The sequence below is a fragment of the Hymenobacter piscis genome (assembly GCF_018760735.1).
Classification (GTDB): Bacteria; Bacteroidota; Bacteroidia; order Cytophagales; family Hymenobacteraceae; genus Hymenobacter; species Hymenobacter piscis.
In genome coordinates, this window is sequence record NZ_JAHHZN010000001.1 from 434,666 (window position 1) to 453,497 (window position 18,832).

The 18,832-nt window shown below is 61.2% G+C and carries 18 protein-coding genes; 15 read left to right on the forward strand and 3 right to left on the reverse strand.

The features are described 5' to 3' along the window. The 6 genes from KLP40_RS01885 (at position 1) to KLP40_RS01910 (ending at position 6,765) form a co-directional block, all read left to right on the forward strand. Positions 1-330: an STAS domain-containing protein gene (locus KLP40_RS01885; RefSeq protein ID WP_215591843.1), complete on the forward strand. Its 330-nt coding sequence runs from the start codon at positions 1-3 to the stop codon at positions 328-330. A 24-nt stretch (positions 331-354) separates the two neighbouring features. Further along, positions 355-768, forward strand: coding sequence for an ATP-binding protein (locus tag KLP40_RS01890; protein ID WP_215591844.1), 414 nt, complete (start codon positions 355-357; stop codon positions 766-768). Positions 769-956: 188 nt separating this feature from the next. After that, on the forward strand, positions 957-3,263 hold the full coding sequence (locus tag KLP40_RS01895) for a peptidylprolyl isomerase (RefSeq protein ID WP_215591846.1): 2,307 nt from the start codon (positions 957-959) through the stop codon (positions 3,261-3,263). Positions 3,264-3,730: 467 nt separating this feature from the next. Next, the gene (locus KLP40_RS01900) at positions 3,731-5,119 is read left to right on the forward strand and encodes a peptidylprolyl isomerase (protein WP_215591847.1); all 1,389 of its coding nucleotides are present in this window, start codon (positions 3,731-3,733) and stop codon (positions 5,117-5,119) included. A 124-nt stretch (positions 5,120-5,243) separates the two neighbouring features. Then, positions 5,244-6,206, forward strand: a complete 963-nt coding sequence (locus KLP40_RS01905; RefSeq protein ID WP_215591848.1) for an AAA family ATPase — start codon at positions 5,244-5,246, stop codon at positions 6,204-6,206. A gap of 112 nt (positions 6,207-6,318) precedes the next feature. Continuing rightward, positions 6,319-6,765, forward strand: coding sequence for a hypothetical protein (locus KLP40_RS01910; protein WP_215591849.1), 447 nt, complete (start codon positions 6,319-6,321; stop codon positions 6,763-6,765). 174 nt (positions 6,766-6,939) lie between these two features. Here KLP40_RS01910 and KLP40_RS01915 read toward each other — a convergent pair whose 3' ends face one another. Continuing rightward, the gene (locus KLP40_RS01915; protein WP_215591850.1) at positions 6,940-7,824 is read right to left on the reverse strand and encodes an SDR family NAD(P)-dependent oxidoreductase; all 885 of its coding nucleotides are present in this window, start codon (positions 7,822-7,824) and stop codon (positions 6,940-6,942) included. Positions 7,825-8,020: 196 nt separating this feature from the next. On the opposite strand from KLP40_RS01915, the gene KLP40_RS01920 reads away from it, so the two are divergent. Beyond that, entirely contained in the window at positions 8,021-8,602 is a 582-nt protein-coding gene (locus KLP40_RS01920) for a GNAT family N-acetyltransferase (RefSeq protein WP_215591851.1), read from the forward strand. Between the two features lie 35 nt (positions 8,603-8,637). Here the strand turns inward: KLP40_RS01920 and KLP40_RS01925 are convergent, their stop codons facing one another. Further along, positions 8,638-9,804 carry a hypothetical protein gene (locus KLP40_RS01925; protein WP_215591853.1) on the reverse strand — a complete coding sequence of 389 codons (1,167 nt, stop codon included), beginning with the start codon at positions 9,802-9,804 and terminating at the stop codon, positions 8,638-8,640. Positions 9,805-9,972: 168 nt separating this feature from the next. Here KLP40_RS01925 and recA point away from each other — a divergent pair, with 168 nt between their 5' ends. From recA to KLP40_RS01950, 5 genes are all read left to right on the forward strand, one after another. Then, positions 9,973-11,097: a recombinase RecA gene (recA, locus tag KLP40_RS01930; protein ID WP_215591854.1), complete on the forward strand. Its 1,125-nt coding sequence runs from the start codon at positions 9,973-9,975 to the stop codon at positions 11,095-11,097. 216 nt (positions 11,098-11,313) lie between these two features. Then, positions 11,314-12,135, forward strand: coding sequence for a DUF3108 domain-containing protein (locus KLP40_RS01935; protein ID WP_215591855.1), 822 nt, complete (start codon positions 11,314-11,316; stop codon positions 12,133-12,135). Positions 12,136-12,457: 322 nt separating this feature from the next. Beyond that, positions 12,458-13,159 carry a response regulator transcription factor gene (locus KLP40_RS01940; protein WP_317196735.1) on the forward strand — a complete coding sequence of 234 codons (702 nt, stop codon included), beginning with the start codon at positions 12,458-12,460 and terminating at the stop codon, positions 13,157-13,159. A gap of 124 nt (positions 13,160-13,283) precedes the next feature. Beyond that, positions 13,284-14,369 carry a sensor histidine kinase gene (locus tag KLP40_RS01945; protein ID WP_215591857.1) on the forward strand — a complete coding sequence of 362 codons (1,086 nt, stop codon included), beginning with the start codon at positions 13,284-13,286 and terminating at the stop codon, positions 14,367-14,369. A 265-nt stretch (positions 14,370-14,634) separates the two neighbouring features. After that, positions 14,635-15,348 (forward strand): RluA family pseudouridine synthase, encoded by a 714-nt coding sequence (locus KLP40_RS01950; protein ID WP_215591858.1) that lies wholly within the window; start codon positions 14,635-14,637, stop codon positions 15,346-15,348. Positions 15,349-15,428: 80 nt separating this feature from the next. Here KLP40_RS01950 and KLP40_RS01955 read toward each other — a convergent pair whose 3' ends face one another. Continuing rightward, entirely contained in the window at positions 15,429-16,910 is a 1,482-nt protein-coding gene (locus KLP40_RS01955; protein WP_215591860.1) for a V-type ATP synthase subunit I, read from the reverse strand. Positions 16,911-17,078: 168 nt separating this feature from the next. Here KLP40_RS01955 and rplM point away from each other — a divergent pair, with 168 nt between their 5' ends. Genes rplM through rpsB form a run of 3 tightly spaced genes read left to right on the forward strand, consistent with a single transcriptional unit; the run spans position 17,079 to position 18,745 of the window. Then, positions 17,079-17,531, forward strand: a complete 453-nt coding sequence (rplM, locus tag KLP40_RS01960; protein ID WP_215591862.1) for a 50S ribosomal protein L13 — start codon at positions 17,079-17,081, stop codon at positions 17,529-17,531. A 39-nt stretch (positions 17,532-17,570) separates the two neighbouring features. Continuing rightward, positions 17,571-17,957, forward strand: coding sequence for a 30S ribosomal protein S9 (gene rpsI, locus KLP40_RS01965; protein ID WP_215591863.1), 387 nt, complete (start codon positions 17,571-17,573; stop codon positions 17,955-17,957). A gap of 20 nt (positions 17,958-17,977) precedes the next feature. After that, complete coding sequence (rpsB, locus tag KLP40_RS01970) at positions 17,978-18,745, forward strand: 30S ribosomal protein S2 (protein WP_215591864.1); 768 nt, start codon at positions 17,978-17,980, stop codon at positions 18,743-18,745. The last annotated feature ends 87 nt before the right edge of the window (positions 18,746-18,832 follow it).

Genomic DNA, 18,832 nt, shown 5'->3' on the forward strand with positions numbered 1-18,832 from the left:
ATGAAAATAACTCAGAACTCCACCGATACCACGCTTACCCTGCTGCTCGACGGCGAACTGGACGCCAGCTCTTCCGTGCTGCTGGACAACGAGCTGAGCAAGCCTGAAATCCTGCGCTACCAGAAAATTCTGGTCGACTGCCGCCAGCTCAACTACATCTCTTCGGCCGGTCTGGGCGTATTCATCTCCCATCTGCAAACGTTTCAGGATGCCAACGTGAAGCTGATATTCTTCAACATGCAGGAAAAAGTCCACAACGTATTCGAAATCCTGGGGCTCGATTCGCTGATGACCATTGTTCCGTCTTTGGCCGAAGCCGAGGCCGCCTAACCCGACTGCACCGCACCCCAAGGGATGAAACAGGCACTCCGAATCAGCTGCACACGCCGCAACCTCAAGGTGGTGCGCGATTTTGTGAGCGAATTTCTGACCGGCTACGGGCTTTCGGAAGTGCTGATTAATCAGATTGTGCTGGCCGTGGACGAAGTAGTGGCCAACCTCATCATTCACGGCAACGGCGAGGACGAATCCAAGCACCTGGATGTGCGGGTCGACGTCAAAAACCACGAGTTTGGCATTGAGCTGGAAGACACCAACCGCACCTCCTACTCGCCCGGTAGCTACCAGGAACCCGATTTGCAGGAGTACGTGCGCATCGGTAAGAAGGGCGGCGTGGGCATGATGCTGGTGAACCGCATCATGGACCGGGTGGAGTTCACGACTCACAACAGTCACAACATTTGCCGGCTTTATAAACACCTGGCCTGATCCGGGTTGCGGGCCGGCCACCGGCCAGAAGAGCACTCCGCCCGCGGGGTGCTTTTTTTGTGGGCCAGCCCAAGAGACACCAGGCAGCGGCGGCCGAAAAAAAATCCGTAAAATTGCGCTAGTCAGCTATCCGCCTCCGGGGTATTTCCCGGCCGGTGGACTCACTCAGCCGATTCCTTTTCCTTCGTATGCACAAACGCTTTTTGTTTGCCGGTACCGCCGCGGCCACGCTGCTGGCCGGGTGCCAGGCTACCAAATCCACCACCGCCACCCCGGCCGCGGCCACCGTCGAAATGCTGGGAACCACGGCCGTCCCGGCTTCGGAATTTGCCTACGTCTACCGCAAAAACAATAGCGCCGACCCCGCCTTCGGCACCAAGGCCAGCGTGCAGGAGTACCTGGACCTGTACACCAACTTCAAGCTCAAGGTGCTGGCCGCCGAGCAGCGGGGTCTCGATACCACCCAGGCATTCCGCCGCGAGCTGGAAGGCTACAAGCAGCAGCTGGCCCAGCCCTACCTCACGGAAAAGAGCGTGACCGATCAGCTGGTGCGCGAGGCATATGACCGCATGAGCCAGGAAATCAGCGCCTCCCACATTCTGGTGCGCCTGATGCCCGATGCTGCCCCCAAGGACACGCTGGCGGCCTACCAGAAGGTGATGGCCCTGCGCCAGCGCATTGCCGGCGGCGAGGACTTCAACCAGGTAGCCCGCCAGGCGTCGGAGGACCCATCGGCCCGCGAAAATGGCGGCAAGCTGGGCTACTTCACGGCCATGCAGATGGTGTATCCCTTCGAATCGGCGGCTTACGCTACGCCCGCCGGGCAGGTGTCGCAGCCGGTGCGCACGCGCTTTGGCTACCACCTGATCAAGGTCAACGACGTACGCCAGGCCCAGGGGGAAATCAAGGTGGCTCACCTCATGATCCGGGCCACGCCCGGCATGCCCGCCGCCGACTCCGTGACGGCCCGCAAGAAAGTAGACGAGCTCTACAACCGCCTCACCAAGCGGGGCGAAAACTGGGAAAAGCTGGTTACGCAGTTCTCGGAAGATGCCGGCTCGGCCGCCAACGGCGGCGAGCTGCCCGCCTTCGGCACCGGCCGCATGATTCCGAGCTTTGAGGAAGCGGCCTTCAAACTCCAGAAGCCCGGCGACCTGGCCCCGCCCGTGCAGACGCCCTACGGCTGGCACATTATCCGCCTGATTGAAAAGCAGCCCGTGCCTTCGTTTGAGGCCATGGAGCCCACTCTCAAGAGCAAGGTTTCCAAGGATTCGCGCTCGGAGCTGAACCGGGCGGCCTTCCTCAAGCGCGTACGCCAGGAAAACCAGTTTCTCGAGATTCCGGCCGCCAAGCTCTACGCCTTCGGTAAAGCCGATACGGCCCTGGTAGCGGGCCGCCTGAAGTACACCTTCACGCCGGGCGAAGGCCTGAAGCCCGCCCAGGCCAAAGCCAACGGAGGCAAGATGATTCTGTTCACCATCATGGGCCAGCCCTACTTCGTGAGCGACTTCCTCACTTTTGCCCAGCAGAACCAGCGTCCGCGCCCCGGCACCGACCCGGCCTTCGCCATGCAGCAGCTCTACGACCAGTACGTGGACCAGAGCCTGACCGAGTTCGAGAAGGCCAACCTGGAAACCAAGTACGAGGATTACCGCATGCTGGTGAAGGAGTACCGCGACGGTATTCTGCTGTTCCAGCTCATGGATGAGAAGGTGTGGAGCAAGGCCATCGAGGACACGGTGGGCCTGCAGCAGTTCTTTGCCGCCAACCAAGCCAACTATCAGTGGGAGCCCCGCGTGCAGGCCACCGTGCTCAGTGCCGCCTCGCCCGAACTGCGCACCCGGGCCCAGCAGCAGCTGAAAACCGGCCGCTTCCCCGTGCGCCAGGGCGTGCCTGCCAGCGTGAGCTTCGCCGCCAATACGGCCGATGTGGAGCCGGCCGGCCGCGCCTCGCTGGAGGAGCTGGCCGGGCGCCTGGCCGCCGACAAGGCTCTCACCCTGACCATCACCGGCCGTACCAAGCGCGGCGAACCTGCCTCCCTGGCGGGCCGCCGTAACGCCAGCATCGTCAAGTTTCTGACGACGCTGGGCGTACCGGCCGAGCAATTGCAGACGGCCACCGGCAAGCCCGCCGCCGCCGATGCCCAGCTCAGCCTCAGCAGTACCAACCCGGTGGCCCTGGAAGAAAGCCTCAACACCCAGAACCCGCTGGCCGTGCAGGTGCAGCAACGCAGCTTCCAGAAGGGCGACAACAAAGCCGTGGACCAGTTCCTGACCAGCGCCCCCGGCACCTATACCACTGAAGTGGACGGGCGCTTCTACACCATCATCATCGACAAGCAGCTGCCGGCCGGCCCCAAAGCCCTGTCGGAAGCCCGCGGCCAGGCCACGTCCGACTACCAGAACTACCTGGAAAAGCAGTGGATTGAGCAGCTGCGCACCCAGTACCCGGTGAACATCAACCAGTCGGAAGTAGACAAGCTGGTGACGAAGTGAGAAGTGAGAAGTGAGAAGTGAGAAGTGAGAAGTGAGAAGTGAGAAAAGGAACGTCATTCTGAGCGAAGGCGGAGCCGTAGTCGAAGAATCTCGCGTGCTGACGTTGTGACGGCAACGCAACGAAGCGGTAGAGATTCTTCGACTACGGCTCCGCCTTCGCTCAGAATGACGTTTGCACTTCCTCTCTTCACAACCATTTCTTGCGACGACCGGTGCGCCAGCCCTTGCGCTACGACGTTTGCACTTCCTCACTTCACAAACCGATCCGGATAGCTCCGCCACCTGGCCCATGCAACGCTGCGGGGCGGAAGTGGCTCTGGAGAACGGAGCCGGCCCGAAACCGGTCGAATCCGGTTTTTTTGCCGGAGAAAGGATTTATGATGAAATTTACGGGCGGCTTTTGGCGTTTTGTCAGTCGTCTGGCCTGCACCGTGCGGTTGCCGGCGCGGGTATTAGAGAAAGATTCCATGATTCAATTTTTGCGAGTACCGGTCCAACAGGTACTGCTGAGTGCGGCCCTGCTGCTAGTTTCGGCCTCGGCCGGGTATGCTCAGCTGGGCGTGGGACGGCCGGTGGGCCTGCGCGTGGTCGATGGTATCATCGCCAAGGTCGACAACCAGATTGTGCTCAAATCGGACCTGGAAACCATCTACGCCCAGGAAGTAGCCCGGGCCGAGGGCAAACCCCTGCCCCCCGACACCAAGTGCAAAATCCTGCAGAGCCTGGCCCTCAACAAGCTGCTGCTGGCCAAGGCCGAAACCGACTCCGTGGTGGTGGAGGACTCCCAGGTGAAAAGCGAGCTGGACCGCCGCATGGCTTACTTCGTGCAGCAGATTGGCTCCGAGAAAAAGCTGGAGGAGTATTATAACAAGTCGCTCAAGGACCTCAAGGACGACCTGCGCATTCAGGTGAAGGAGCAGCTGATTCAGCAGAAAATGCAGGAGCAGATTGCCGGCAAGGTGTCGGTGACGCCCCGGGAAGTGCGCCAGTTCTTCAACCGCATGCCCAAGGACAGCCTGCCCTACTACTCCACGGAGGTAGAAGTAGGCCAGATTGTGAAGCTGGCCCAGACCAATTCCAAAGCCAAGCAGGCAGCCCAGGCCAAGCTCAACGAACTGCGGGCCCGCATTGTGGCTGGCGAGGACTTCGCCACCCTGGCCAAGGAATTCTCCCAGGACCCCGGTTCGGCCGTGGAAGGCGGCTACCTGGGCTTCTTCAAGCGCCGTGAGCTGGTGCCGGAGTACGAAGCGGCGGCCCTGCGCCTGGAGCCCGGCGGACTTTCTCCCATCGTGGAGTCGCAGTTCGGGTTTCACTTGATTCAGCTTATTGAGCGCAAGGGCGACTCCTACAGCACCCGCCACATTCTGCTCAAGCCCGAAACCGGTACTGCCGATACCAACGAAGCGGCCCAGGAGTTGGCCAAAGTGCGCCTGCGCATTCTGGCCGACAGCGTGAGCTTCGCCAAAGCCGCCAAGGATAACTCCGACGACAAGCTGACCAGCGGCAACGGCGGCCTGCTCCAGAACCGTCGCGACGGCAGCACCTACCTGCCCCTCGACCAGCTCGACCCGGCCATTTTCTTCACCATCGACACCATGAATGTGGGCAGCGTGACGCCGCCCCTGCCCTACCGCACCGAGGATGGCAAGGACGCCGTGCGCATTCTCTACCTGAAGTCGAACTCCGCGCCCCACCAGGCCAACCTCGACGACGACTACCAGAAAATTGCCGCCGCCGCCCTCAACCAGAAGAAAAACAAAGCCCTCGACGCTTGGTTTGCCCTCAACCGCGGCACCGTGTACCTGGAGGTCGACCCCGAGTACGCCGGCTGCCAGCTGCTGAATTCGATTAATTAGAGAAGCTAGGAGTCAGGAGCCAGGAGTTAGAATGCCGTTCTCTCCTTCGCAGTTAACCTTGCCGACGGTTCCTGTTTCTTATGTTATCCTAACTCCTAGCTTCTAACTCCTAGCTTCTCCAAAAATGCCCTTCTCCTCCGATAAAGAAGCCGCCGACGCGCTGGCCCGCGCTTACCAGCAGCTGCGCCAGGAAATCGGCAAAGTCATTATTGGGCAGGACGAGGTAGTGGAGCTGGTGCTGACGGCCGTGTTCTCGCAGGGCCACTGCCTGCTGGTGGGCGTGCCCGGGCTGGCCAAAACCCTGCTCATTCAGACCATTGCCGACTCGCTGGACCTGTCCTTCAACCGGGTGCAGTTCACGCCCGACCTGATGCCCTCTGACATCGTGGGCTCGGAAACGCTCAACCAGCAGCGCGACTTCCACTTCGTGCCGGGGCCGATTTTCGCCAACATTGTGCTGGCCGACGAAATCAACCGGACGCCGCCCAAAACCCAGGCGGCCCTGCTGGAGAGCATGCAGGAATACGCCGTGACGGTGGCCGGCAAGCGCTACCCCTTGCAGCGCCCGTTCTTCGTGCTGGCCACCCAAAACCCCATCGAGCAGGAAGGCACCTACCCCTTGCCCGAGGCCCAGCTGGACCGCTTCATGTTCAACATTGAGCTGGGCTACCCCAGCTACGAAGCCGAGCTGCAAATCGTCAAGAACACCACCTCCAACCACAAGGCCACCGTGGGCAAGGTGTTGCGCACCGACGAAATTGAGGCCTTTCAGCAGTTGGTACGCCGGGTGCCGGTAGCCGATAACGTGGTGGAGTACGCCGTGGGGCTGGTGCACAAAACCCGCCCCAACACCGGCCGTGCCGCCGCCCGTGCCACCCAGCTTTTGGAATGGGGCGCCGGCCCCCGGGCTTCCCAGCACCTGATTGTGGGTGCCAAGTGTCACGCCCTGCTGCATGGCAAATACTCCCCCGACATTGAGGACGTGCAGGCCGTCGCCCTGCCCATCCTGCGCCACCGCCTGGTGCGCAACTTCAAAGCCGAAGCCGAAGGCATTTCGGTGGACCAGATTGTAAAAGAGTTACTTTAAATGAGGTCTTAGGTGTTCGGTTCTCAGGGGTTAGATAACGTTCTATCGTTGTACACCTCAAGTTTCCAGCACGTCATCTAAGCCCTAAGAATCTAACACCTAAGACCTCAACATGGAAGCAGCCGGTTACTACCAGCAATTTGAGCGCAACCTGCAGATCATCCTCAGCGGCCTCGAAGCGGGGCTGGATGTGCGCACAACGGCCCTGAACGTATCCTTGCCGCTGGAGGTGTACGTGCTGAGCGAAGTCCTGAACCAGGGCGGGGCCCAGTTCCGCCTCTCTTCCGACGTAACGCCGCTGGAGCAGGTCCGCGAGTTCTACGCCCAGTTCCGGGCCGATGAGGCCGGCCACGAAGCCCTCATGCAACGCATCCTCGATGACAAAAAGGCGATGATGCGCACCCCGGAAGGCCGCGTGCTGACCAAGGAAATGCTCATCCGCCGGTTGGAGTACTTTAACGAAGCCGCCCGCCAGATCAACGTGATGCGCAACCAGTTCACCCTGGGCAGCCCGCCCCAGTCGCGTTCCGGCATCGGCCTGGAGCTGCAGAAAGGCTAACCACGAATCAGCGCGGCACCATGCGAATTTCGCGGGTTTTGGAAGCGGCCTGATCGGCCTTCCACTGCTTGTGAACGTCTAAAAAAGCAGCCGCCACCCCGATTGGGGTGGCGGCTGCTTTTTTAGACGTTCACAAAATCCGTGAAATCAATTGAAATCTGCGCCAATCCGTGATCAGGACATGGAGGCGGCGGCTTCTTCGCGCACTTTGGTATTGCCGTCTTTGCTGTGCTCCAGCTTTATCTGGCCGGCGGGCTGCTGCTTGAGGTGGGAAGGCACTTCTTCTCCCGGCAGGCTCTTGGAAATGGTCACGCCGCCATCCACGAAATACGTGGCGCCGGTCACGTAACTGGCTTCGTCGGAGGCCAGAAACAGGTACACGTTGGCTACTTCCTCGGGGGTGCCGCGGCGGCCCAGGGGTACGCCGGCCACCGTGTTTTTCTCCATTTTCTGGTTCATCGGGCCGGTTTCCTTGTGGGTCCAGGCCGTGTCGATAGGGCCGGGGCCGACGCAGTTCACGCGCACCCCGTGTTTGGCCTGCTCCACGGCCAAGCCTTTGCTGAAGGTCATGACCCAGGCTTTGGTGCCGCCGTAGGGCGTAATCATGGGCGAGCCCATGTGCCCGGCTTCCGAACCGGCCGACACGATGTTGCCCTTGGTTTTCTGCAACTCGGGTAGGGCGGCCCGCGTCATCATGAATGCCGAGTAGATGTTGTTTTTGATCATATACTCGAAAGCATCCACCGGATACTGGTCCAGCTCGGCCGTGGCCGGGAATACGCCGGCGTTGTTGACCAGCACATCGAGCCGGCCAAATTCCTTGACGGTGGCCTTCACGCAGTCCTGGGCCACGTCCTGCACCGAAATGTCGCCGAGGTAGCCGATGGCCCGGCCGCCGCTGCCCAGAATTTCATCGACCACCGCGCGTACGGGGTCGGTATCGAGGCCTACCACCACAACGGAGGCGCCTTCGCGGGCGAATTTCTTGCTGATGGCTTCGCCGATACCCGAGCCGCCGCCGGTTACAATGGCTACTTTATTTGCGAGTCTGCCTAACATAATAGAGGTTGGAAAGGAGGAGGAATTGGCACCGGCTGCCTGACCGAAAAGCCCTACGGGGCTGATTCGGTGGGCCGGAAACACGATTTTGAACGACTCCCGGCCGCCCAGGTTTCCACTGTTGAGGTTGGAAAACCAACTCTAAAGCCCAATTTCCCGCCTGATTCCGTCCTGCCGCCTTTGCCGGCCCCAAATCATGTACGCTGCCTGCCCCACGCCTGCGCCCCCCGATACCTCGCTGCTGACGGAGCGCCTGCTGCTGCGGCCCTACCAGCCCCCGGACGCCCCCGCCTTTTTCGGGCTCATCGACGCCGACCGGGCCCGGTTGCGGCCCTCCTTCCCGGCCCGCGAGGCCACTACGACCACGCCCGCCGCCGCCGCCCGCCTGCTCACCCAGTTCCGCCACGACTGGACCGCCGGCCGCCTCTACGTGCTGGGCCTCTGGCACCGCCAGACCGGCCAGTACCTCGGCGACATCAGCCTCAAACCCAACTGGACGCCCCCCATCACCCTGGAAATCGGGTATTACCTGGCCGCTGCCGCCGAGGGCCAGGGCTACGCCCGCGAGGCGCTGGCGGCGGTGGCCGGCTTCGGCTTCGATCAGTTGCACGCCAAACGCCTGCTCATCCGCTGCCGCCCCGATAACCCCCGCAGCCTCGCCGTGGCTGCAGCCGTGGGGTTCGAGCCCCTGCCCTCCCGCACTCGGCCCTGGCTGCACCGGATACTGGGCGGCCCGGCCGTGCTTTATTACATTCTGCGCCGCGAAGAGCGGGCCTGAGCCAAGCGCATCCGCCGCCGGGGAGCGGCCCCCACTTACCGGGCGGGGCGAAGCGTACGGAGCAGAAAGCTCTGGTTGAAATTCAGGTAGAGTGCGAAGGAGAAGTCGAACAGGCCGTTGTTGAGGTCGTAGAGCGGCTCGAAGCGGGTGGTCAGGATAACGTGGCCCGGCAGGCGGTAGTCGCGCAGTACGCGCAGAATCAGCAGTTGCCGCTGCCGCTCGGTGTAATTTACATCCACCGGCGAGGACGACACCGACTGGTAGAGGCGCCCGCCCAGGGGCGAGATGTAGCCCCGGCCGCTCCAGTAGGCCAGTTGCAGGGTGGAAAGCCGGGTATCAGCTCCCGCGTTCAGGTAAAGGCCAGTCCCACTCTTAAAAGGCAGCTCCTCGGTGAAAGAGTAGTCGTTGAAGTAGGTCAGGTAGCCATCGAAATGCACGGCGCTGACCAGCCGCGACGTAAGGCCCCGGCGCACCCGCAGCCCGGTCGCACCGTTGAACAGGGTTTGCAGGGGCTTGTCGATGGTATCAATCTGGCCGCCGCGGTGGGTGGCCGTGAACTGCAGCGGCAGCGCCACCAGCCACCGCGCAGAGTCGGTGAGCAGGCGGTGCTCCAGGGTGAAGCCGCCGGCTACTTCTTCCTGAAAGTTGCTGAACCGATACTGCTGGCGCACCCAGTTCACCCAGGCATCCAGACGGGTGCGCGGGGTAGTCAACTGATACTGCACACCTTCCTCCAGCCGGTTGGTCATCACCCGCTCAAAATCAAACAGGGGCTCAATGTAGCCGTGGTGCAGGTGGCCCTCCAGGTTGCCGAACACCAGCTGGTGCGGGCCCTGGCGGTACGTAAGCGTGAACAGCGGACTCACCTGCCGCAGCCGGCGCGTGCCGTAGTTTTTCTGCAGAAACACGCCCGCCTCCAGCCGCAGGTTACCGGCCGGGTAGTACACCAGCCGCGGGGCCAGCTGGGCCCCGAAGTAGGTCAGGCCGGGGTCAATCTTGTTGAAGTACTCGTTGTCCTTATTAAACAGAAAGCCCTGCACCTCCAGCCGCAGCTGGTGCTCGTAGGCCGGCCCCAGCGGGGGACGGTACAAAAAGGCGCGGTTGTCGAGCTGGGCCCAGGCGGCCGAAACAGTGGCCAGCCACGCTAGGCCGGTCAGAATCAGGACTCTGGCGCGGGGCTTTTGTTCTAAAAATTTTAGCACAGAAAAAAACTTCAGAATCCAACGAATTTCTTTAGCATTGCGGGCACAAAATATAGCCCGGCGGCGTTACCAGGAGCCGGCCCCAAAACGCCCCGGCGGCGGGTTGCGTAGGCTGGCCAAAACGCTTACATTCACCAAACCTAAGCATTTCTTCTTACCCCCATTCTAATGGCTGCAAACTCCGATAAAGCTGAAAAAGCCGACAAAAAAGAGTCGAATCCGCAGGCTGAAAAGCTCAAGGCCCTCCAGCTCACCCTCGAAAAGCTCGACAAGAGCTACGGCAAAGGCACCGTCATGAAGCTGGACAGCAGCAAGGTGCAGGACGTGGAAGTTATCAGCACCGGCTCGCTGGGCCTCGATATTGCCCTCGGCGTGGGCGGGCTGCCCAAGGGCCGGATTGTGGAAATCTACGGCCCCGAGTCGTCGGGTAAAACCACCCTCACCATGCACTGCATTGCCGAGGCGCAGAAGCGGGGCGGCATTGCGGCCTTCATCGACGCGGAGCATGCCTTCGACCCGGTGTACGCCCGCAAGCTGGGCATCGACACGGCCAACCTGCTCATCGCCCAGCCCGACAATGGCGAGCAGGCCCTCGAAATTGCCGATCAGCTGATTTCCAGCGGCGCCATCGACATCATCGTGATTGACTCCGTGGCCGCTCTGGTGCCGAAAGGCGAGCTGGAAGGCGACATGGGCGACTCGAAAGTGGGCCTGCACGCCCGCCTCATGTCGCAGGCCCTGCGCAAGCTCACCGGCACCATCAACAAAACCGGCTGCTGCTGCATCTTCATCAACCAGCTGCGCGAGAAAATCGGCGTGATGTTCGGCTCGCCCGAAACCACCACCGGTGGTAACGCGCTCAAGTTCTACGCCTCCGTGCGCCTCGACATCCGCCGCATCGGCCAGATCAAGGAGGACAAGGACAACATCACCGGTAACCGCACTAAGGTGAAGGTGGCCAAGAACAAGGTGGCCCCGCCCTTTAAGGTGATTGAGTTCGACATCATTTACGGCGAAGGCATTTCCAAAGTGGGCGAAATCCTGGACCTGGGCGTGGATATGGGCATTATTGCCAAGTCGGGCTCCTGGTTCAGCTACGACGGCAACCGCCTCGGCCAGGGCCGCGAGGGTGTGAAAACCATCCTGCAGGACAACCCCGAGCTGGCCGACAAAATCGAAGCCCAGATCCGGGCCAAGGTGAAAGGCAACCCCGAGGAGGCCCTGGCCGTGCTGGAGGAAGACCGCACCGTGGACGCCGAGGAAGCCGTTGAGCCGGCCGAAGTGGAAGAATAAACCTCCCCTCCCCCTTACTTACCGGGGCCCATATCAGCTCCCCCAACTCGTTGGGGGAGCTTTTTTGTGCCTATCCGGTCACGTTGCCCTGGCTGCGGCGCCAGGCAAAAGTGCCTCATTTGCCCCCGCCATTTTTTGCCCTCCCGGAATCCCAGTACCTTTACTGGCACCGCATTTGAGAAGACACCGGCTACTTCACTGTTTGTCGCTCCCTACATGGTTTCCCGTCGCTGGTTTTTACTACCCGCTCTCCTGTTTCCGCTGGCTGCTTTTGGTCCGCCCGCCGATGCGGCCCGGTCCCTTACCAACACCAGTTTCGAGCGGGGCGAAACGCTGCAATACAAGGTGCATTACGGCCTCATCAACGCGGCGGAGGCCACCATTGAGCTCGACGGTAATCTGCACCGCGTAAACGAGCGGCCCTGTTACCGCGCTACTGTTACGGGGCGTACTACCGGCTCCTTCGACTTTTTCCTGCGCATCCGCGACACCTGGCGCACTTACATCGACACTACCAGCATTCTGCCCCAGCGCTTCGTGCGCAGCATCGAGGAAAATAACTACCGCAAGCACGAAACGGTAGACTTCGACCACCAGCACGACGTAGCGGGCGTCGAAAGCTACAAGAAGGACAAGAGCACGCTGAAAAAGAACACGTTCAAGGTGCCTAACAATGTGCAGGACATTGTGAGCGGCTTTTACTTTCTGCGCACCGTCAATTACGACCAGCGCCGGCCCGGGGAGGTTATCCGGGTGCAGGGTTTCTTCGACGAGAACGTGTTCAGCATGGACGTGACCTACAAGGGCCGGGAAGTAGTAGAAACCAAGGCCGGCGCCATCCGCGTGATCCGGCTGGTGCCCAAAATGCCCAGCAACAAGCTGTTCAAGGGGGAAAACGCGGTGTCCGTATTCCTCTCCGACGACCGGAACAAAATTCCGGTGCTCATTCAGGCCGAAATGTTTGTGGGTTCCGTGAAAGTAGACCTCTATAAGTACAAGGGCCTGCGAAACCGACTGAATTTGGTGGCTCAAAATTGATGTAGTGAAAAGGCGGCTCCGTTGGGGGCCGCCTTTCTTTTTTCTGTTCCGTTCTAGTCCGCTTCTCCCCGCCTCGCCGATGCCTCCCCCCGTTGCCATTGTTACTACCCGCCGCCGCCCGGTGCGGCTGCCCGTTCCGCCCGCCCCATCGGCCCTCGTGGATTTCGTCTGGCCCATCCCGAATCCGGTGCCGGCCAAGCTGCCCCGGGGCCTGGTTTCCAGCCGCCGCGGGGCCGGTAACGAAAACGTAACACGCCGCACCCGCCGGCCGGCGGTACTTTTGTCTTCGCGCCTACTCTTTTACCCTAAACCGCCCCGAGCTGTGCAACCAACTGCCAACCCCAATGCCTACAAGATTCTGGTTGTGGATGACGACCCTGACATTGTAGAGCTGCTGGAATACAACCTGCGCAGGGAAGGCTACGACGTAGCCAGCGCCCCCGACGGCCGCAAGGCCCTGGAAATAGCTCCCCAGTTCGGGCCCGACATCATCCTGCTCGACGTGATGATGCCCCACCTCGACGGCATTGCCGCCTGCCGCCAGCTGCGCGAATTGCCCAAGTTCAAGGATACCTACATCATTTTCCTCACGGCCCGGGCCGAGGAATTCTCGGAAGTGGCCGCCTTCGACGCCGGGGCCGACGACTTCATTGCCAAGCCCATCAAGCCCCGGGCCCTGCTCAGCCGCCTGGCCGCCTTTGTGCGCCGCGACAAAGACCCCCAGCACACGTCGGATACCATCGAAATCAACGGCCTGACCATCGACCGGACCGGGTTTGCCGTGTTCCAGGAGGGCCGCAAAATCACGCTGCCCAAGAAGGAGTTCGAGCTGCTGGCCTTCCTGGCCGCCTCCCCGCACAAGGTCTTCGGCCGCGACGAGCTGCTCCAGAACATCTGGGGCAACGACGTGTTCGTGCTGGCCCGCACCGTGGACGTGCACGTGCGCAAAGTGCGCGAAAAAGTGGGCGACCACCACATCCAGACCATCAAGGGCGTGGGCTACAAGTTCAACACCGACAACTAGGCGAGTTGGTGAGATAGTGAAATAGTGAGTTGACGTTCGGTAATCCTGCCGGTACCCGTGGTGCCATTAGGATTACCGAACGTCAACTCACTATTTCACTATCTCACCATTTCACTACTGCACTATGCGCCTCAACATCTCCTCCCGGAGCATTGCCATTCTGCTCTCGATTCTGGTGGCCACGGTGCTGACGGCGCTGATGTTTGTGGCCCCTACCCTGCCGCTGCAGCAGGGCGTGCTGGCGGCCGGCATCACCATTGCGGCCTGCTTCCTGCTGCTCTACCTCATGTTCGAGGCCCTGATTTTCCGGGAAATCAACAACATCTACGAGGGCTTGGAGCACATCAAGCGCAAGGAGTTCCGGCGCATGTCGAACAAGTTTCTGTTCCGGCCGGAGCCGCTCAAACGCATGCGCGACGAGATTCTGGACATGGCCCAGCGCAAGCAGCAGGAGATTGATGAGCTGCGCCGCCTCCAGGAGCTGCGCCGCGAGTTCCTGGCCGACGTCTCGCACGAGCTCAAAACCCCCATCTTCGCCGCCCAGGGCTTCGTGCACACCGTCCTGGATGAGGAGGAAGAAGACGGCATGGACGCCTTCACGCGCAAGAAGTTTCTGCAGAAAGCCGCCACCAGCCTCGATGCCCTCGATGCGCTGGTGCAGGACCTGGTCACGATTTCGCAGCTGGAAAAGGGGGTGCTGCGCATGCGCCGCCAGAGCTTCGATCTGGCCCTGCTCGTGCGCGATATTTTTGAGCAGCTGGAGCTGAAGGCTGCCCGGCGCCAGGTCCGGCTGGAGCTCAACTGCTTCGATGGGGCTCCCACCCAGCCCGTGCTCGTGCTGGCTGACCGCAACCGCATCCGGCAGGTACTCATCAACCTCATCGACAACGCCATCAAGTACGGCCGCGAGCAGGGCCACGTGCAGGTATGCCTGCAGCGGACCGGCAAAAGCATCCGCGTGAGCGTGCAGGACGACGGCTCGGGCATTCCCAAACAGCACCAGAACCGCATTTTCGAGCGGTTTTACCGCGTTGATAAAAGCCGCACCCGCGAGTCGCGGGAAGCCGGCGGCTCGGGCCTGGGCCTGGCCATCAGCAAGCACATTGTGGAGGCCCACAAATCCACCATCCGCGTCCATAGCGAGCTGGGCGCCGGCACCACCCTCGAATTCAAGCTCCCCCGGCCCAAAGAAAAGGCGGTTGTGGAGTGATATCTGGTGATGGGGTGATAGGGTGATGGGGTGATGGGGTAAGGAGGTGAGGAGGTGAGGAGGTGAGGAGGAACTGTCATCCTGAGCGAAGCGAAGGACCTTATCTCGCAGGAACGAGACGTCAGTACGATGACAGTTCTTTCATGACAAGGTCCTTCGCTTCGCTCAGGATGACTGTTCCTCCTCACCTCATCACCCCATTACCCCTTCATCCCATCACCCCTTCATCCCATCACCTGCGAATACCCTACCTTTGCGGCTCTCTATGAAGCTGCCTGATTTCAACGACCTGATTCTGTTTGAAGACGACGATTTCGTCATCATCAACAAACCGCCTTTCCTGGCCACGCTCGACGAGCGGTTCGGGGGAGCTCCCAACATTTTGCGCCTGGCCCGGGAAAAGTACGAGGACATCCAGGCCTGCCACCGCCTCGACAAGGAGACAAGCGGGGCCCTGGCCCTGGCTAAAAACCCGGCGGCCTACCGCCACCTGGCCATGCAGTTCGAAGACCGGCAGGTGCGCAAGGTGTATCACGCCGTAGCCTGGGGCGTGCACCACTACGACGGCCTGCGCGTGGACCGCAGCATCGAAACCACCACCAAGGGCAAAGCCCGGCTGGCTTACAAGGGCAAACCGGCCGTTACGCTGGTGCGCACCCTCGAAGCCTACGCCCGCCACACCTTGCTCGAGTGCCAGCCCATCACGGGCCGCATGCACCAGATCCGCCTGCATCTGGCCTACCTGCAGGCCCCCATCGTGGGCGACGGCATGTACGGCGGCGACGACTTTTTCCTCTCCTCGCTCAAGAAGAAGTTCAATGTGAAGCAGGGTGAGGAGGAACAGCCCTTTATCAAGCGCTTCGCCCTGCACGCGGCCCAGCTCACGTTTGCCAAACTCGACGGCGAATCAGTGACCATTGAGGCCCCCTACCCCAAGGATTTCCGGGTGCTGGTGGAAACCATGCGCCAGTATCAATAACCATCTTTTTTTCCTGCCAATACCCCGGCCCGTCTCTTTGCAGAGGCGGGCCGGGGTGTTTGCAGTTCGTAACCGCAGCCTTACAGATGCTCGAAAATGGCCACCCAGGTGGAGTCGGCGGCGGGTTTGCGGGGGTTGCGGGGCAGAGCCTGCTGCCAGCGTAGCCGCAGCCGGGGATTCTGTCGGAGCTGGTCGAAGGTAGTTTTGTCTTCCACGGGTGCAAACCAGTCGTCCCACACGATCAGGGTGCCGGCGGTCAGGGGCCATACGGTATCCGGCACGGCCGCGAAGCGCTGCCGGTCCAGCGCGAAGGGGTCCAGGTGCAGGGCCGTGGCCGCGTAGGGGTGGGAATAGATGATGCGGGGCGGGCGAGGCTGGGTGGCTACCCAGCGGGCGGCCGCGTCGAGCACCTGCTGATCGGGAGCCTGGCCAAAGTCGCGCTGCCAGCGCAACCCCACCCGCGAGCCGCTAAACGGGAACCACACCACGGCCGCCAGCAGGGCCCAGCGCACGTAGCGGCGCTGCTGCTCCGTGCGGGCCAGGGCCGCCAGCAGCGCTACGCCCCGCACCACCACCAGAACGAGCAGCGGCACCACGCAGCACAGGACCCGCAGCAGGCCGAGGGAGCCGAAAATACCCAGCAGCCAGAACACGGTGTGTGCCCCGATGAACACCACCAGGTTGCCGTACACCAGCAGCAGCTCCCCCGACAGCCGGCCCGCGGCCCACTGCTTTCGGGCCCGCACCACCCCCAGCCCCAGCCCAATAATGCCCAGCCAGAACAACCCGAACTGCACCCAGCCAATGGCGTCGGCGAGGCCGATAATAAACTGCCAGGGCGTTTTGCCGCCGTGGTGGGCATAGGCGTAGTTGAGGTTGTAGAGCGGATAGGCATTGCGGGTGAGTACCCAGAAGAAATCCTGGTAGACCAGCAACCCGATCAGGCCGTAGCACACGAATCCCAGCCCCAGCCAGGGCAGCGCCCGCCACTGCCGGCGCACCAGCAGGTACAGCCCGAACACGCCCAGCAGCAGGAACCCCTCGGAGCGGGCCATGGGCAGCCAGGAAGCCACGGCCGCCGCCCAAACCGGCCGGTCCTCGAGGGCCAGGGCCACGGCCGCTATCAGCAGCAGGCTGAACGTGGGCTCGGTGAGGCCCGAAAACTGAATCAGGAAGTAATCGGGGGCGGCGTAGCAGGCCACAATGGCCAGCCAGGGCCAGGGCAATTGCAGGCGCCGGGCCGCCCGGTAGGCCAATCCCGCTGAGGCGGCCACCAGCAGGCACTGCAGCACCATCACGCCACGCAGGCCGAGTTGCGCGGGCCCCGCCATCAGGGCCACCACCACCGGCTTCGACCACGACTCGAGGAAGTTGAGCGGGTGGCGGAAGGCGTAGCGCGCGTACTGGTAGTGGTAGATACTGTCGCCCGAGTCGAAGGTGCCGCGGGTAAGCAGGGCCGTGAGCAGCGAAAGAGCCAGCAGGGCCAGCAGCAGCCCGTAAGCCCGGCGGCGGGCGGCGGGCGACTCGGCCGGCCGATTGGTAGCAGAATAGGGAAAGAGCATAGCGCGGTAAAAGTACGAAAGCAGCGCCCACGGCCCGCTAACAACTCTTTCAGAGACAATAATTAACCCCCGGCTTGAATATTCGGCGAAAGGCAGTAACTTTGTGTCCGTTTTCCCCGAACCGTGTTCGGCTTCTTCTTCATTTTCAAACGCTTATCCTCCTCCCCAATGGATCATCTGAGCTTCAAGACGGTATCCGTCAACAAAGCCAACGCCAACAAGGGCTGGGTTGTGGTTGACGCCGCCGACGCTACCCTGGGTCGTCTGGCCAGCCAAATTGCCAACATGCTGCGTGGCAAGCACAAACCCTCCTTCACGCCCAACTCGGATTGTGGCGACAACGTCATCGTCATCAACGCCGACAACCTCCGCGTGACTGGCAAAAAGATGACCGACAAGATTTACATCACCCACTCGGGCTACCCCGGCGGTCAGAAGCGCATCAACCTGCGCGACAAGAAAGCCAAGGACTCGACCCGGGTGATTGAGCACGCCGTGCGTGGTATGCTGCAGGGCAACAAGCTGGGCGCGGAGCAGTTCCGTAACCTGTTCGTGTACGCCGGCACCGAGCATCCCCACGAAGCTCAGCAGCCCCAAACTGTTTCTTTCTCGCATCTGTAAGCCGAACTCCGGCTCCCCTTTTCTTTAATCCTCCACTTAATGGAAATCTCCAATACCTCTGGTAGAAGAAAAACCTCGGTGGCCCGCATCTACATGCAGGCCGGGCAAGGGAATATCACTATCAACGGCCGGGAAATGAAAGCCTACTTCGGCAACGAACTCCTGGAAAACATCGTGAACCAGCCTCTGGCGACGGTCGAGCAGCTCGGCCAGTACGACATCAAGGTGAACGTGCGCGGTGGTGGCATCTCGGCCCAGGCCGAAGCCATCCGTCTGGCCATCTCGAAAGCCCTCGTGGGCGACAACGCGGAGGTTCGCCCTGCCCTGAAAAAGGAAGGCTTCCTGACCCGCGACCCGCGCATGGTGGAACGTAAGAAATTCGGTAAGCGTAAGGCTCGTCGTTCGTTCCAGTTCTCGAAACGCTAATCTTCCAGAGGAACCCTATCATGGCCCAGACTACCACGTATAAAGAACTGCTGGACGCCGGTTCGCATTTTGGTCACCTCACCCGCAAGTGGGACCCCAAAATGGCGCCGTACATCTTCATGGAGAAGAACGGCATCCACATCATTGACCTGAACAAAACGCTGGCTTCGCTCGATCACGCAGCGGCAGCCATCCGGAACATCGCTAAAAGCGGCCGCAAAATCATGTTTGTGGCTACCAAAAAGCAGGCTCAGGAAATCGTTACTGACGAGGCCAAGCGCCTCAAAATGCCCTACATCACCGACCGGTGGCTGGGCGGTCTGCTCACCAACTTCGCCACCGTGCGTAAGTCGCTGAAGAAGATGAGCACCATCGACAAGATGGTGAAGGAAAACACGGCTTTCGCCGCCCTCGCCAAGCGCGAGCGGCTGATGATGTCGCGTGAGCGCGAGAAGCTGGAGCGCGTACTGGGTGGCATCGCCGACCTGAGCCGCCTGCCCGCCGCCCTGTTCGTGATTGACGTGAAGCGCGAGCATATTGCCGTGAAAGAAGCCCAGAAACTGGGTATTCCGGTATTTGCTATCTGCGACACGAACTCCAACCCCGAGCTGGTACAGTTCCCGATTCCGGCCAACGACGACGCCTCGAAATCCATCCAGCTCATCGTGAGCGTGATGGGTAAGGCTATCGAAGATGGTCTGTCGGAGCGCAAAGTCGACAAAGAGGACGCCGACAAGAAGCAAGCCGAAGAAGAAGGCATTCAGGAAAAGCAGAACGCTGACGAATAGTTGGCTTTTAGAAGCTAGAAGTTAGGAGCTAGGAGCTAGAATCAGAGGGAAACCGCCTGGCAAATTCTAGCTCTTAGCTCCTGACTT